This is a genomic window from Psychrobacter cibarius (genome assembly GCA_030686115.1).
Lineage (GTDB): Bacteria > Pseudomonadota > Gammaproteobacteria > Pseudomonadales > Moraxellaceae > Psychrobacter > Psychrobacter cibarius_C.
The window spans coordinates 3219252-3235825 of sequence record CP131612.1; the positions used below are offsets into that span (position 1 = coordinate 3219252).

The 16574-nt window shown below is 44.4% G+C and carries 13 protein-coding genes and 1 tRNA gene; 5 read left to right on the top strand and 9 right to left on the bottom strand.

The window, feature by feature from the left end; translation table 11 throughout:
• Positions 1-370: 370 nt before the first annotated feature.
• Positions 371-1807 carry a UDP-N-acetylmuramoyl-L-alanine--D-glutamate ligase gene (gene murD, locus Q6344_13705; GenBank protein WLG13632.1) on the bottom strand — a complete coding sequence of 479 codons (1437 nt, stop codon included), beginning with the start codon at positions 1805-1807 and terminating at the stop codon, positions 371-373.
• Positions 1808-2469: 662 nt separating this feature from the next.
• Here murD and Q6344_13710 point away from each other — a divergent pair.
• The 4 genes from Q6344_13710 to Q6344_13725 all read left to right on the top strand — a co-directional run bounded on the left by Q6344_13710 (position 2470) and on the right by Q6344_13725 (position 7130).
• On the top strand, positions 2470-3969 hold the full coding sequence (locus Q6344_13710) for a SulP family inorganic anion transporter (GenBank protein ID WLG13633.1): 1500 nt from the start codon (positions 2470-2472) through the stop codon (positions 3967-3969).
• A 174-nt stretch (positions 3970-4143) separates the two neighbouring features.
• Positions 4144-4998: a universal stress protein gene (locus Q6344_13715; protein ID WLG13634.1), complete on the top strand. Its 855-nt coding sequence runs from the start codon at positions 4144-4146 to the stop codon at positions 4996-4998.
• A 455-nt stretch (positions 4999-5453) separates the two neighbouring features.
• Entirely contained in the window at positions 5454-5792 is a 339-nt protein-coding gene (locus Q6344_13720) for a P-II family nitrogen regulator (GenBank protein WLG13635.1), read from the top strand.
• Positions 5793-5867: 75 nt separating this feature from the next.
• The gene (locus Q6344_13725) at positions 5868-7130 is read left to right on the top strand and encodes an ammonium transporter (GenBank protein WLG13636.1); all 1263 of its coding nucleotides are present in this window, start codon (positions 5868-5870) and stop codon (positions 7128-7130) included.
• Positions 7131-7245: 115 nt separating this feature from the next.
• On the opposite strand, the gene Q6344_13730 is transcribed toward Q6344_13725, so the two are convergent.
• The 3 genes from Q6344_13730 to Q6344_13740 all read right to left on the bottom strand — a co-directional run bounded on the left by Q6344_13730 (position 7246) and on the right by Q6344_13740 (position 9101).
• Complete coding sequence (locus tag Q6344_13730) at positions 7246-7629, bottom strand: DUF2147 domain-containing protein (protein ID WLG13637.1); 384 nt, start codon at positions 7627-7629, stop codon at positions 7246-7248.
• A gap of 257 nt (positions 7630-7886) precedes the next feature.
• Positions 7887-8150: a hypothetical protein gene (locus Q6344_13735; protein WLG13638.1), complete on the bottom strand. Its 264-nt coding sequence runs from the start codon at positions 8148-8150 to the stop codon at positions 7887-7889.
• Between the two features lie 87 nt (positions 8151-8237).
• Positions 8238-9101, bottom strand: a complete 864-nt coding sequence (locus Q6344_13740; protein ID WLG13639.1) for a DNA/RNA non-specific endonuclease — start codon at positions 9099-9101, stop codon at positions 8238-8240.
• 158 nt (positions 9102-9259) lie between these two features.
• Here Q6344_13740 and Q6344_13745 point away from each other — a divergent pair.
• A tRNA-Ser gene (locus tag Q6344_13745) sits at positions 9260-9350 on the top strand.
• Between the two features lie 165 nt (positions 9351-9515).
• On the opposite strand, the gene Q6344_13750 is transcribed toward Q6344_13745, so the two are convergent.
• The 5 genes from Q6344_13750 to Q6344_13770 form a co-directional block, all read right to left on the bottom strand.
• Positions 9516-10241, bottom strand: a complete 726-nt coding sequence (locus tag Q6344_13750) for a DUF3726 domain-containing protein (GenBank protein WLG13640.1) — start codon at positions 10239-10241, stop codon at positions 9516-9518.
• Positions 10225-11964, bottom strand: coding sequence for a hypothetical protein (locus Q6344_13755; protein ID WLG13641.1), 1740 nt, complete (start codon positions 11962-11964; stop codon positions 10225-10227). Before Q6344_13755 ends, Q6344_13750 begins: the two co-directional genes overlap by 17 nt.
• 126 nt (positions 11965-12090) lie before the next feature.
• On the bottom strand, positions 12091-13776 hold the full coding sequence (locus Q6344_13760; protein ID WLG13642.1) for a BCCT family transporter: 1686 nt from the start codon (positions 13774-13776) through the stop codon (positions 12091-12093).
• 223 nt (positions 13777-13999) lie between these two features.
• On the bottom strand, positions 14000-14989 hold the full coding sequence (locus Q6344_13765; protein WLG13643.1) for a membrane dipeptidase: 990 nt from the start codon (positions 14987-14989) through the stop codon (positions 14000-14002).
• Positions 14990-15095: 106 nt separating this feature from the next.
• Positions 15096-16571: an aldehyde dehydrogenase family protein gene (locus Q6344_13770; GenBank protein ID WLG13644.1), complete on the bottom strand. Its 1476-nt coding sequence runs from the start codon at positions 16569-16571 to the stop codon at positions 15096-15098.
• Positions 16572-16574 lie beyond the last annotated feature (3 nt).

Consider the following 16574-nt stretch of genomic DNA (forward strand, 5'->3'; position numbering starts at 1 on the left):
CCAGATACTTGCTTCGATTGGGACGAGGAACGAAAAAGAGAAGAGAGCGCCATAATTTTATATACACTAACGAACGAAAAAACACGGCGTCTATTAAACGCCACCGTTTAAAAAATAGAAAATAGACAGTACCAGACAGATTACTAAGCAAATAAGCTGACCATTCATGTTGCTGGCTGGCTATGATTGACAGTAGCAGCAATCTATAAGCAAAACAATCATTTATACAGAAAATGCGCGCACATCGTAAAAGTCAATTCAGGGCAATCCTATTGCATTGCCCTTATTCTTTATTAAATACATGAGCTCTTTATTAAATGCTGATATTCGCTAAGCACTTATCATGCAAATGCTTAAATCATCAAACCTTTTAATCGGCAGTCATCATATCTGACGACTCAGTTGCTAATTGACCAACCAACTGACTGAAATGCTCACCGCGAGCTGCGTAGCCACTATATTGATCAAAGCTGGCACAAGCAGGTGACAATAGCACCGCTTGCACTTGCGATAGGCTGCTTGTCGTGATTTGTTGAATGGTTGTAAAGGCATTTTCTAAAGTTTGGCATTGATGTAACGCCACATCGGCGCTTATCTTAGCTGCTCGCAGATGCTGTTCGATCAGCGGCGCATCTTCACCAATGAATAGTACTTGGCTAACATACTGATTGATAAACGGCGTCAATTCACCAAACTGTTGAGCCTTACCTTGTCCACCCAAAATCAATAGTAGCTTGCCATCTTTTGGCGCATAGACTGCGCCCAGCCCTTCGATAGCTGCCATCGTTGAGCCGATATTGGTGCCTTTTGAATCATTGAAATAATCAATGTCTGCAGCATTTGCCACATACTGGCAACGATGCTCAAGTCCAGTAAACTGCTGTAAGGTATTCAACATACTGCCCAATGGCAAACCAGCAAGTTCGCCTAATGCCAAGGCTGCCTGTGCATTGAGCAGATTATGACGACCTTTAATCAACAGTTTATCTGCCGACAGTAGTTTTTCTGTACCGTGGGCAAGATAAATCTGGCCTTCAGGAGTAGTAATAAGACCATATTGACCTTTATCAGGAGCATGTATACCGGTACTCACTCTTGGCAAATTATCAGCCACTAGCGGACGCGTCAAGGCGTCTTCGCGATTGATAACCACGGACTTAGCACCCTGAAAGATACGATGTTTGGCTTGATGATAGCCCAGCATATCACCGTGGCGATCTAAATGGTCAGGTGACATATTCAGAACTGTCGCCACTTGCGCACCCAAATTGGTCACCGTCTCCAACTGAAAGCTCGACAGCTCAAGTACCGCCAGTTCCATATCAGGATTATCAAGCAAGGTCAGCGCTGGCACGCCAATATTACCGCCGACACCGACATTGACACCAGCATCCGCGGCCATTTGCCCGACCAAGGTGGTCACGGTGCTCTTAGCATTAGAACCAGTAATCGCCAATATTGGTACGGTACAAGCCTGACAAAATAGCTGAATGTCACTAACCACGGGAATATTCGCTTGGCGGGCAGCGGCGACGGCTTCGGTAGCAAGTGAGATACCGGGGCTTATAATAATACGTGCCGCTTGCTGCAAGAGCTCGGCGTCAATCGCACCAAATTGGCGAACACTAATCTCAGCGGGCAGTTGATCTGCTAAGCTAGGTGTCACCTGAGCATCAGTGACAGCAACCTGATAGCCTTGATTGGCCAAATAGCGCGCAACTGATAATCCAGATTGTCCCAAACCGACCACGACTTGTAGACCACTGCCTTTGTGAAGTAAGGCATCTGTTGCAGTGTTGGTGGTCATATTTATTCCTTCTATTGGACGAGCAAAATGGCATCAAACAAACCTAGTATATAAAGAAGCAAAATGATGCCGTCAAGATGAGACGCATCATAACGGTATCGTTCAGATTTCGGTACTGGTTTTTTATGACGATGTGCTATTATGCGCCTGTTTTTATATTAAGTGGCTAATGCTATAATAGTTGCCTTAATCTGTAAGTGACTGGGTATTTACCCAAGCATTTTAGTTTAGCATGTTGTCACAGTTAGCACGCTATTGTCACTTCTGTTTGGCAAAGTTACTACTATAGACGGGTCATGTCGAGCGGCTATTTTTATTTGATAGATTATTTATTACCCTCTACCGCAGCATATCATTGCTGACGCTATTCGTTATTGTAGGTGCTCTTATAAACGCCCTGCTTTAAGCACCTTATTTTAACTATTTTTTTAGGTAGTCTCACTGAATTTATCATCGTATCAATTATTGGTGAGCGTATCAGCGATACCAGTAAGTAAATCAATAGACCTATTTATTACTGACCTTTAATAACTCAATACCGCAATATGACACAGCACATGTTGCCGTAAAAGCAAGATGAATAGCTACTTTTATAGCGATGCGATCATTTTATGAATGAGTAATGATTACTTTTTTTGCCTCTAACCCTATGCAGTTTACTTATGACATCTTTTATTGATAACTTACGTGACGAGTGGTTTTCCAATGTTCGCGGCGACGTTTTATCCGGTTTGGTCGTTGCCTTAGCGCTGATTCCTGAAGCTATTGCCTTTTCTATTATCGCGGGTGTTGATCCAAAAGTCGGCTTGTATGCCTCATTTTGTATCGCGGTCGTGATCAGTTTCGTCGGTGGTCGTCCAGGCATGATTTCGGCAGCAACTGGGGCAATGGCACTGGTGATGGTTGACTTAGTCGCCGAGCATGGTTTGCAGTATTTGCTAGCTGCCACCTTATTGTGCGGTGGGATTCAGATTATAATGGGTATACTAAAGCTCGGTAATTTAATGCGCTTTGTGTCGCGATCGGTAGTCATTGGCTTCGTCAATGCGCTCGCGATATTGATCTTTGCCGCCCAGCTGCCTGAGCTTAACCCAATGACTGAGCGCGTTGGCATGACGGTTTATATCATGACGGCGGCGGGCTTAGCGATTATCTACTTGTTTCCGCTGATTCCTAAAATCGGTCGCGTGATTCCGTCACCGCTGATCTGTATCGTTGGTTTGACTGCTGTTGCCATGTACATGAATCTCGATATTCGTAATGTCGGCAGTATGGGCGATTTGCCTGATTCATTACCGATGTTCTTATTACCTGACATTCCATTGAACCTAAATACTTTACTGATCATCGCGCCTTACTCTATCGCACTTGCCATCGTTGGTTTATTAGAATCGATGATGACAGCGACTATCGTCGATGATTTGACAGATACGCCAAGCGATAAAAACCGCGAGTGTCGTGGTCAAGGGATTGCCAACGTCGTATCAGGTTTCTTCGGTGGTATGGCAGGCTGTGCCATGATTGGTCAATCTATGATCAACGTCAAATCTGGCGGACGTACACGTCTGTCCACTTTGATGGCAGGTATCGTACTGCTCATTATGGTAGTGTTCTTAAGTGAATGGGTCAGTCAAATTCCCATGGCGGCACTGGTCGCTGTGATGATTATGGTCTCTATTGGTACTTTCAACTGGCAGTCTATTCGCGAATTTAAAACGCATCCGATGTCATTTAATATTGTCATGCTAGCGACTGTTTTAACCACAGTATTTACGCACAACCTAGCTTATGGTGTGGGCGTGGGCGTGCTGCTATCGGCGCTGGCGTTTGCCAATAAAATTGGTCAATTCTTAACGGTATTTAGTGAGTATGATGAGAGTACTAATACCCGTTATTATTATGTGCAAGGACAAGTATTCTTTGCTTCTACGACTCAGTTCTTAAACAGCTTCGATACCAAAGAAGCTTTAGATAGTATTCAAATTGATGTCAGCCAAGCGCATTTTTGGGATGTCAGTGCCGTAGACACCTTGGACAAACTGGTCATGCGCTTGCAACGTGAGGGCATTGATGTCAAAGTGGTGGGACTCAATAATGCGAGCCGAACCCTGATTGATCGCTTCTCTATCCACGATCGCCGAGATATTGGCTTATTGGATTAAACAAAGCCACGTCTATTTATTGAGCTAATATTGATTAACTGCTCATAAATAGACAGTTGAATAAACAGCTGCATTGGTACAAAGGATTGGGCATAAGCATTATCGCCCCACCCTTGAGCCAAGCAGCTGTCTTTTTATTCTGTCTTTTTAATATTGGAATAATGTGGTGGTCTTATGAGTAATTTAAAACCAGATAGTGTGATTGCCTGCTTGGACTGCCCAGACCACGTGCAAGCAGTGTTAGAAGCCAGCATGTGGGCCGCGACTCGTCTACAAGCACCTGTGGGACTGTTGCATTCTGTACCGAGCTTGCAACAAAAAGCGGCTGTGAATTATTCAGGCTGCCTAAATATCGATGATGAAAACATGCTGCTTGAGCAATTCACCACCAAGGAGCACTTGAGTAATTGTGAGCTAAAAGCCCAAGGCAAGCTTTTGCTTCATCAAGCCACCACCTATTGCGAGCAGCAGCGACAAAAACTAAAAACCTATACCCTGCATCGCCATGAACACCTCAATGAAAGTATCGATTACGTCGATGACAAAGCACAATTGATTGTTATAGGTCACAATGTCACCTGCAAATCGACATTGAGCCAGTTAATTAGAGTCAGCCACTGCCCCATTTTGGTGACTCATGCACCATTTTTGCCCCCTACGACCGCGTTATTTGCTTTTGACAACAGTCCTACTTCACATAAATTGCTCAATTGGCTATGCAAAACCTCACTGGTGCGCGCATTAACCGTTCATATCGTGATGGTCGGTAAAGAAAACTCTGAAAATTGCGATGCGCTACGCGAAGCTTATGCGCGGCTCAAACAAGCAGGCATCAAGTCTAAAAAAGCCTTGCTGGACTGCCGCGATGTCACTTCGGCTTTGAATTATTATCAAAATGAAAATGATATCGGTATGCTGATGACCGGTGCCTTTGGCCAATCTCGTCTGCGTGAACTTCTAAAAGGTAGCGACACAAAAAAACTGCTCGGTAGCACCAAAACCCCCTACCTACTCTTCCCAAAGGTATAGGCTCTAGCCGATCTACACAGCCACCCCTCTCTCTTTGAGCGCAGAGCCTATACATAAATGTTAAGCTCTGCCGCTTACCGTATCACACAGTTTTCCCTACTTTCTCCTCAAGTGATTCGTTTCATATACCAAACTAGGTTAGCAAATCATCACAGGAAATAGATGGATGGTCTCCCCAAGCACCTAAAAAGTTGGTTATAATAAAGTTTTCGTCAGTTCAACGCTAAAGGTTAATTCGCATTCTCTATGCTCATAACGGTGGTTTATACCATTGCAGCATAGCCAGTATTTTTTGCCATAACTATGGCTATTTTTGAACAAAAAAATCCAATCTTACCTATCCCCCTTGAGTAAATTGGCACAGTTCTTGAATGACTAATAGTAAGCATGGCAGCGATACGATGCACCACAATGCTTCGATCAACCTGCGGCATCACACAAATAAGGAATATTTTATGAAGCTAATCACTGCGATCTTAAAACCGTTTAAGCTCGATGATGTACGTGAAGCGCTTTCTGACATCGGTGTTAAAGGTGTCACTGTTACTGAAGTCAAAGGTTTCGGTCGCCAAAAAGGTCACACAGAACTCTATCGCGGCGCAGAATACGTGGTGGACTTCTTACCTAAAGTAAAAGTCGAAGTGGCTGTTATTGATGAGATGGTCGAACCTGCTATCGAAGCCATCACTCGCATCGCTAGCACGGGCAAGATTGGTGACGGCAAAATCTTTGTCACTGCACTTGAGCAAGTTATTCGTATTCGTACGGGCGAGACAGGCCCTGACGCTATCTAACGCGCAAGGCCATATAGACACAGATTTATAGATCATACCGATAGCTGTATTGCATCAATTCAAGGGGGAATTAACATGCAAAATCAAATCTTCGAGCTCCAGTACGCACTTGACACGTTTTACTTTTTAATGTGCGGGGCGCTCGTCATGTGGATGGCAGCAGGCTTCACCATGTTAGAAGCTGGACTCGTCCGCTCAAAAAACACCGTTGAGATTTTAACCAAAAATATCGCACTTTTTGCCACCGCTTGTACCATGTACATGATATGCGGCTATGCCATTATGTATGGTGGCAACCTATTCTTGAGCGGTATCGCGGGTAATGAAACGCTGGTAGCAGATGCCCTAGCAGCCTCCGCTGAAAATGGCTTTGACGGTGATTCTGTTTACTCCGCTGCGTCTGATTTTTTCTTCCAAGTGGTGTTTGTTGCAACCTGTATGTCGATCGTTTCAGGAGCGGTGGCTGAGCGCATGAAGCTGTGGTCGTTCTTATTATTTGCTGTGGTGATGACTGGTATCATTTATCCATTAGAGGGTAGCTGGACGTGGGGTGGCAATGATGTATTTGGTATGTTCAATTTAGGCGACATGGGTTTTTCTGATTTTGCAGGTTCTGGTATCGTCCATATGGCGGGTGCTGCGGCTGCATTAGCAGGGGTATTATTATTAGGTGCACGTAAAGGCAAGTATGGCCCTAATGGTGAAATACGCGCCATTCCAGGGGCTAACTTACCACTGGCAGCGCTTGGAACACTTATTCTCTGGATGGGTTGGTTCGGTTTCAATGGCGGCTCGGTGCTAAAACTGGGTGATATTGCCAGTGCTAACTCGGTTGCTATGGTCTTTTTAAATACCAATGCAGCAGCGGCAGGCGGTGCAATTGGTGCTTTAATAATAGCACGCATCATCTTTGGCAAAGCTGACTTAACCATGCTCTTAAATGGTGCACTCGCAGGATTAGTCGCTATCACAGCAGAACCCTCAACCCCATCTGCATTACAAGCAACACTGTTTGGTTTGATCGCTGGCGTTATCGTTGTGCTATCTATCTTAGCATTGGATAAAATAAAAATAGATGATCCAGTGGGTGCTATCTCAGTTCATGGTGTAGTCGGTCTGTTCGGTCTACTTATCGTACCAATTACCAATCCAGCAGCATCGTTCGTAGGTCAGATTGCTGGTGCAGCCACTATCTTTACTTGGGTATTCATCGCCAGCTTAATCACTTGGGCAGTTATCAAATTAGTGATTGGTCTGCGTATCTCTGAAGAAGATGAGTATGAAGGTGCGGATATAGCAGAGTGTGGTATGGAAGCATATCCAGAATTTGTGAGATAAGCTCTGAAGCCAATATTAAAATATATGTACTAAAAATCCCGCATGACCAAAAGGTATTGCGGGATCTTTATTTATTTATAAATATTAGGTCTAATACTAAAAATAAACGATAGGTTTATTTCTTTTTCCACGTTTGACTGCGTGAGAATGGACCGATATAACCTTTTAGATTTAAGGTGTTGCCACTCAAGTTTGCGGTCATACGATAATCTTTGCCTTTTTCAGGATCAGTGATCGTACCACCACTATATTTGCCACCACCATCAGACTTTAAACCTTTAATAATGGTCGTACCAACGTGCTTTTTACCTTTGGCTGAGTTAGTAGCGATAAGCGTACCTGTTAGTACACCATTTGACTCAGTAATCTTTACGGTACCTTTTGGCTTACCTTCATCAAATGTCTGCCATGTGGTATTGGCCAAAGGATCAGCGGCGAATGCCATGCTTGCTAAACTGATACCTGCAACAGCTAGAGTGGTTTTGGTAAATAATTTCATAGACTGATTCCCTTCATACAATGATTACTCGAAACGTTATGTTTCTGATCTCCTAGGCTTATCCTTCGCTAAAATCCCTATTAACAGCTATGCGACTTTCTACTCTTTGGAAGTGATTAGCGCATCTAAAAAAACTGCTCATCAAAATTTTATACGACATAAGCGATGTCTTGACTCATTATAAGCAATTTTAAGCTTTTGCCTAGTAATTTTTTTATAGTTTATTATTTCTATAAAAATTGAACTATATCAAATAGTTATAAAAAAGGATTGTCGATATTTTTATCCAACCGGTCATCTTTTTCTTTTGACTTATGCTGACTATTATTGTAAATAGCATCATTTTCAAACGCCTGAAGAATCTTGCTTGTTAGTTCATGTAACTGTTGTGCTTGCTCATATCCAGTAGCATCAAGAGTCAAATCAATATCGCCATATATAATAATTTTATCTGTTTGGTTTTCGATGATAAGCTCACCAATTTGCATGCTTTGGTGGTCATTGGCAAATGGATCAATCATTTGATTCTCCTTTTGATTAACAATATCTTGCGTAATTTTTGGATTTTTTGTGCCTTTTATTATATATAGACTCGTGTCACAAAGGCATTATGCTTGCAATTGGGCGATTACCCACTCAAGAATCGCCCAAACAAACAGCATCCACGCCGGCTCTTCTGTTGGCTCATCGGGCAACTCGGAGCTTTCACCCGCCTTTAATGGCAGATCAAATGCCTGTGTTTTGGTTTTGGCATCCAAGACGGGCAGCACATCGATACCAATTCTGGTCGAGAGTTCATCAATACTAATAACCTCTATGCGCTCTGACTCATCATTGGGTGCATAATAGACCCCTGCTTGATTAATCGCTGGTATATAGACGGCTTTAAAAAAATGACTGGGCACCAGTACACGATCTGCCAATTGCTTGGTTGTTTTGCCAGTAAATGCTACTCCTGTAATGCTATAAACCTCTCCATATTGCTGGGTCAAATAGCGAGTGGCTGATTCAATATTACGCCAGATATAGCGATTGTTGCGCGGTGACTGCGGAGCGATATTGGCAAGGCTAAAGCTATCATATTGTTGACTGCGATTCGCCATATCGGCATTGGGCGCTAAATGCCCGCGATCATAGCCAGAGCCTGAATAGTCAGACAATGAGGCGCGTGCGGATTTTGGTAACCTACTTTCTTCATGAAAGCTGTCTTCACGATCAATTTCTTTTGCTTGTTGTAAACGCTTGCGATCCAAATATTCTGCCGACCAAAGCGGTGTACGCGACACGCCAGAATACATAATGGCAAAACCATCCATGCATAAAGCTTGGGTTTTGTTGCTTAGCTTGGTATTAATAAACTCAGGATAGACACCACCATAAAAAGACTCGCTACACTGAGTAAAGTCATCAGCATGCGCTGAAGTTATACTTACGACCACCGCCATCACGGTCATTGTAATACTGTTTTTCAAACGGGCATTCAGCCTACCGAAACTTATCATTCAACTTTCAACCATCTATGCTTGTCATTACGTATACGCTATCGTAGCAGGCGTTTGTAAATAAAGAAAGATAAGGTGCAAGTCGTGACATTCTAGACAGTATCCGCTATACTAAGCCGTCTAAAAACGGTGAAGTGGGTGAGTGGCTGAAACCGCACGCCTGGAAAGTGTGTATGCGTTAATAGCGTATCGAGGGTTCGAATCCCTCCTTCACCGCCAATCTTATATAATAATAATACCTATTTTTTTCCCATCTGTTCAAACAACTCCGAAATACCTTTTAGTCCAAAACACTTTCTGAAATTTTTAATTACAAACCTCTTTTTGGCTTAATCTATTTGCCTATGCCATTTTGTAACCTTTTATTTATTACATTCCTCTCGCTTACGCTCCTCCCGCACCTTTACTTGATGTTTCGCTATTTTCTACCAACATCGCAGCAGCCGTTTTTTTGAGTATCGTCCACTGCGCATCGTCGACATAGATGCCTTCTTTCCATGCGCGCTGATGCGTTTCAAATAGCTCATCTGTCGATATTTTATGATTGAAATGCTGTATGTCCTGTTCAATATCAAAATTTTGGGTCGCAATTTCAATGACCATGTCATTGGTATTGTAATTGGCTTGTGCTTGGTCAAAAAAGTATAAATCAGGATACACAAAACCTTGATTTAACGTAAATAATGTATGCTTGGGCACAGAGCCATTGTCCCATTTAGCCAAACAAGCAAAGCCTTTGGCAGCCAGCCCCACCAGCTCACTATAAGCCAACCAGCGGTTATGACAGTTCTGTAAATAAATATGAAAATGCGCTAAATCACCCATTTTTTCAAGCGCATAGTCAATGATAGTCGGCAAGTGACAAGCCAAGCTGCTACCATGCAAATCTAAACGAATAGCGCCGTCTTGTTGATGGACGATATCGATTGGCGTATCGTGCTCAGTTAAGATATACGGACTGGCATTGTTAAAGTGTCTGATACCGTCCAAGCCCGCCATCTGTAATTCAGCGACCATGGTAGCAATCACATCCGCTTCGCCTACTTCACGGTGCATCCCAGTAAAGGCTTTGTGTACTATCGTCACGATTTCATTATGCGATACGATCATGAGTCAAACCTCCCTGCTCTTTCGATAAATCGGGTAATAAAGGAAACAGCCACTCATCACTATGCACTTCTGCAAACAAAGGCGCACCTTGAAACAAGGTGATCCGCACCCAGCGATCTGATCTGGGATCGAACTTGGTGGCACCAAACATCGATAATTTACACCGTAACAGGTGCATGGGTAATGCGGTTTTATGCAAGACATTCATCTGAATATCGCCCAGTGGCTTATGTCCCATCGTCCAAACGCGGCGCGCAATCGAGCGATACTTTGGCTGATTTAAGATGAACTCTGAAATGAGCTGCTGTGGATCGGTGGGTTTCAACGCGAGATACAGCTTATTTGCTTGCCGTGCGATGTCTAATGCAAGCTCACGATCAGCACCCGGTTCTTGCCCGCGCACGCCCATCCTTGGCTCTTCTTTATCCACCGAACGATACCAAAACCAATGGCTATTATCGGGCTGGCTAAAATCAATATTAATCGCCCACTGATAATATCGCTCTAATACATCGATTAAATCTTGGATCACCTTGCCTTTCGGTAACGATAGCGTTTCATCGGCATTTATTTTTTCTTGAAACGCATCGACACGCTTAGGATAAAGCTCCATCAAGCAAGAGATAATCACTTCTTGGCTCTCAAGGCTTAGGTAATGGTGAGCTTGTAAGAACTCCGCCCATGTACTGTATTGATTAATGGTTGCCATCAAATTATTTTGTAGTACGGCTAATTCCGCAACGACCGCTTCATTGAGTTTAATTTGCTGCTCATTGATAGTGACAGTTTCACTAAAATGCTGAATAGCGCGTTTGATTAAACTGGCAAAATGCGCCGTTTCATTAGGCTCAATTTGGCAAACCAGTGTCGCTTGTAACGCTTCTTCACGGGTAGTTAGCCATTGATCGACGACACAGGGATGGTTGATTAGATACGGTGCCATGCCTAGACCGGTGGCGTTACCAACTCCCAAGTAACGCTTAATCTCTGGATGCAGAGCAGCGGCGTTGCTACCGCCTTTTTGCTTTGCCAAATAATCGACCCAATCTAAGCTAAACTCACGCAGCAAATACACGGCACACATCTGCGCTCGAAAGGATTGATCAAAATCTGCACTGTGCTCTAACGGTTTGAAGTCATAAATACCAAACTTACCATTGCCATAGACGGCAGTAGTGCGCAATATATAACCCACTTGCGCAAGTATATCTAAATCTGGTTGCTGACCAACGGCGAGTGAGCTAACGATATGATCAAAGACCCGTACGCTTTTATTTGCTCGTGCCAGCACCATCACCATATTAGAGTTGCGACCCGCTTCTTGCAGCGGTACGTTGGCTTGTAGGTTACCCAGTAATTCCTCACTTATTTCACCAAAGACCAGACCAAAGGTCACATCCCATTTTTGGGCAATCACCCTATCATTACGCTCTTCATCAGCCAGCTCATTACAAAACACCACCAGATGATACAGATGCTCTGGAGTATTGAGGCGATAAATAACCGTGCCATAGCCTTGCTCATCCAAATCCCACAAATGGGTACTGAGCGTCCATTGCTCTCTATCAATCTTACGCAGTAACGTGCGCACAAAGCTAATGCGAGTTTGGTGCATCGCGCCCAACCTTTCTGCATTCATAATCACGTCACGAGTACGAAACTCAGTGCTCAGTTGAGGTGGCTTGACGTTAATGCTTTCATTATTTGCATGAATCATATTCATAATTTCACTACCTTACCTAATATATTGAGCCAGCAGCTTTGTTAATAATGCCAATGATGATATCTATCGGTAAATAAGTATTCAGCCGTTTTGAGGATCGTTGTTTGGACCTTGACCGTTTGGTAGTCAATCAGTTTTTTGAGTAAGCTTTTCCTTAGCGAGCTTTTCTTCGCTAATTTTATGTCTTACCTCTACCTGATTAGGTCGATACAAGTCTTGCTCTCGCGCCATTTGCTGGGCAATTTGTGGCCCGTTCCATAGCGATGGCAGCAGGATAAAAGAGACTGGCACAGCGGTAATTACGATAAAAGACTGCAACGCTGTCACGCCACCTGAACCAAGCGAGATTAAAACAATCGCTGTCACCCCCATCATGATGCCCCAAAAGGTACGAATCATGGCGTTTGGCTCACGCTCGCCACTGATGACCACACTGATGGTATAGGTCATCGAATCACCTGTCGTGACGATAAAAACGGTGGTTAAAATTAGAAATAATATCGAGGTAATTAAAGGAAAGGGTAATTGCTGCGTGACTGCCAATAGTGCACCAGGTAAGTTAAAGCCTTCAAACGCGCTACTGACACTGCCCGGATTGGCAATCTCAAACGCCAGACCAGAACCACCAACGACGGTGAACCAAAAGCAAGTAACGAGTGGCGCAATGATACAAACCGTGGTAATCAATTGACGAATCGTACGACCTCGTGAGATACGAGCAATAAATATCGCCATCATAGGGCCATAACCCAAGAACCAACCCCAAAAGAACACGGTCCAACCGCCAAGCCAGCCTTCATCACCGCGAAAAGTGGCCATCGGAATAAAGTTATCGACCATCGTGCCGACACCTTGAATATAACCATTGACGATAAAATTGGTCGGTCCAAATATCAAAATAAAGACCATCAGCGCAACTGCCAATATGACATTGAAGCGGCTGAGCAATTGCATGCCTCGAGCAAGACCGCTGATCGCTGATAAGGTATAAAGCACAATCGCGAATATGATAATGATAAGCTGGGTGGCAAAAGTATCAGGAATACCAAACAATTCATTCAGTGCATAGCTGGTCTGTAGACCCAAAAAACCAATAGGGCCAATCGTACCCGCAGCCACGGCGACGATACAGCAAGCATCGATAATCGCGCCCGTTTGACCAGTAAGTACGCGCTCACCAAACATAGGATAAAGAAGTGTGCGAGGTTTCAGCGGCAAACCTTTGTCATAATGCAAATGCATGACCACAATCGCGGTCAAACTACCGACAATCGACCACGCCAAAAATCCCCAATGCATAAAAGATTGTGATAAGGCGTTAAATGCTCGTTGTTGCAAGTCTGGTGACTCACCGTATAAAGGAGGCGCTGACACGAAATGAGCAATAGGTTCTGCCGCCGCCCAAAAAACCCCGCCGCCAGCCAACAATGTACAAAATAGAATGGCCATCCACTTGAAATTGTCCATTTCAGGCTTTGGTAAGTTGCCCAAAATAACACGACCCGTGCGACCTGCACCAACCGCTAAAGCGATGACGAAAGTAGCGAGAAGCAAAATTTGCCAAAAAGGACCAAAGATATTGGCCGACCATTTAAAACCAACATCCACGATTGTTGCTAACTGTGCTTCTGCAAAAATCGCCATGAGCACAAAAATTGTAATAAACCCGCCACTATACCAAAAGGCCGGGTTTTTTAGCCCCAACGCATCAATATCGGCAGCAGCTGGTACAGCGCTGACCTTATCTGCTGTGCTATTGGCAGCGTTTGAGCGTCCTTGCTCAACTTGATTAAGTCCCTTTAAATCGGCCATGATGTGGCTCCATATGCTAAGGCTAATGTTGCGTTTTAAATCAGAGGTATCGCAATGAGGATATAACCACATAGCCTCACCATATTATTTACTTCAAAGCTATTTACTTTAAAGCTCTCTATTTCAAAACTGTCTATTTCAAATGGCTGTGCGCTATAAAACGCCTGTCATTTTATAGCGGTTTCGCACAATAACTGGCTAAAAAATCTTTAGAAGTGGCTGCTCAAGCCAAAGGCTTTAAGCCTTGCTCTAAAAAATCGAACCAGTTTTGACCAATGACTTTTCCAGCATCACTTTCGTTAAAACCGTGCTTGAGCAGACCGTTATAGATGTTTTCCATACCGTCCTTGCCAGCAAACCACGGCAGCGTGTCAGGCCAACCTGAATTATTGGCATTGCCTTCACCATAATCCATCGCTTTTGACCAACGCCCATTACGCATCCATTCAAGCACGGCTTCCGGTTGATTGAGACACAAGTCACTACCAATGGATAAATGCTCAACGCCATATTTGTCAGCACAGTTAGCAATCATCGTACAGAAGTCATCAAGCGTACATGCACTACCATTTGGCAAATGAAACGGGTATAAGCTAAAACCTAACAACCCGCCTGCTTGGGTCAAGGCACTGATGACCGTATCCGATTTATTGCGTAGCGCGTCATGAGCCGTGGTTGGATTGGCATGACTGATACATATCGGACGCGATGAGATTTCTATCGCTTCAAGCGTGGAGCGCTCTGCGCTATGAGACATATCGATGATCATACCGACACGGTTCATCTCTTTGATCGCCTGCTGACCAAAACGTGTGATGCCGCTGTCATTCTGCTCATAACAACCAGTGGCTAGTAAGCTCTGGTTGTTGTAAGTCAGCTGCATAATCAATAAACCTAAACGACGCATCACGCTAATCAAACCAATTTCATCATCGATTGGTGAGCAGTTTTGTGCGCCAAAGAAAATGCCCACTTTGCCCTGCTCTTTTGCCGTTTTTATATCAGCTACTGAGTACACTGGCAAGATAAGATCGTTATTTTGCTCAAAGCGTGTGTGCCACTCGCTAAAGCGGGTCATGGTCTGACGGGCATCTTCGTGATAGACCAAGGTGGCATGTACCGCATTGATACCACTGGCTTGTAGCATCTTAAAGTAGTCACGATCCCAATGGCTATACTGTAATCCGTCAATGACGATATGATCTTGGTACATATCAATTCCCTTTAATACTTTTATCAGTGGCCGCTATCATTGGCTATTAAGTGCTTTTTCACACCGTGTCACTTCGATAGCGGCGAGTATGCTTGTTAAGACATGCCTAGTACGCTTTTTGATAAGCGGTCTTGACGATGGTATAGAATTCTTTAGCGTATTGACCTTGCTCACGCGGGCCAAAGCTTGACTGTTTACGACCACCAAACGGCACGTGGTAGTCAGTTCCCGCAGTCGCTAGATTGACCATCACGCAACCTGCTTGCACTTGCTCTTTGTACATCGCACTGCTACGCAAGCTCTGGGTAATGATGCCGCCCGTCAGACCAAAACGCGTGTCATTGGTCATCGCAATCGCTTCGTCCAAATCCTTGACACGCATGACGCAAGCGAGCGGCGCAAATACTTCTTCTTGGTTGATATCCCAGCTGTTGTCCGTCTCGGTAAATAACGTCGGCGACATATAGTAGCCGTCATGCGGCATCTCTAAACGCTCACCACCAAAGGCTAAATTGGCACCGGATTGCTTGGCTTTTTCGATCCAGTCCATGTTTGATGCCAGCTGCTTGTCATCGACGACAGGCCCCATAAAGATACCTTCATCAAGCGCATGACCGACCTTTAAAGTCTTCATTTTTGCGACCACACCTTCGACGAAGGCATCATGAATACTGTCCATTACGATGAGGCGTGAAGAAGCCGTACATTTCTGCCCTGAACCACCAAACGCACCAGCCACTGCCGCATCGATAGCAACTTGCAAATCAGCATCATCAGCGATGACCAAGGCGTTTTTACTACCCATCTCAAGCTGACAGCGAATAAAGTTCGGTGCCGTCGCAGCAGCAACTTTGCGACCTGTTGGTACAGAACCCGTAAAGCTAACGGCATCGATATCTGTAGAATTGATGAGTGCATCACCGACTGACGAGCCGCCACCAAGTAGCAGGTTAAATGTCCCTTCTGGCATGCCTTGACGGTGAATGATTTCAGCCAATGCTACTGCGCTGGCTGGCGTTAAATTCGCAGGCTTCCAAATGACAGTGTTACCAAACGCTAGCGCTGGCGCGATCTTCCATACAGCGGTGGCCGTTGGAAAGTTCCAAGGTGAGATAATAGCGACCACACCGACTGCTTCGCGGGTGACTTCAACCTTGACACCAGGGCGTACTGAGGCGGCGTTATCACCGATTTGGCGCAATACTTCAGCGGCATAATAATGAAAGAACTGACCCGCACGGTAAATCTCGCCACGTCCTTCGGCAAATGGCTTACCTTCTTCAAGAGACAACAGCGTACCTAGCTCATCACAGCGAGCAATCATTTCATCGCCAATCGCTTGTAGGATAGATTGCTTTTTTTCTAAAGAAGTTGCTTCCCATTTTGGCTGAGCGTGACGGGCAGCAGCAATGGCATCTTTGACTTGATCGCCACTGGCCTGTGCGAACTCACCGATAGTGTCAGTGATATCAGATGGGTTAATATTGGCAACGGTATTTACGCCTGCCTGCCATTCACCATTGATATAAAGTGATTTGGTTGGGTCTTGCTGCAATATCTGTTGGGCGGTGTGAGCTGACATAAG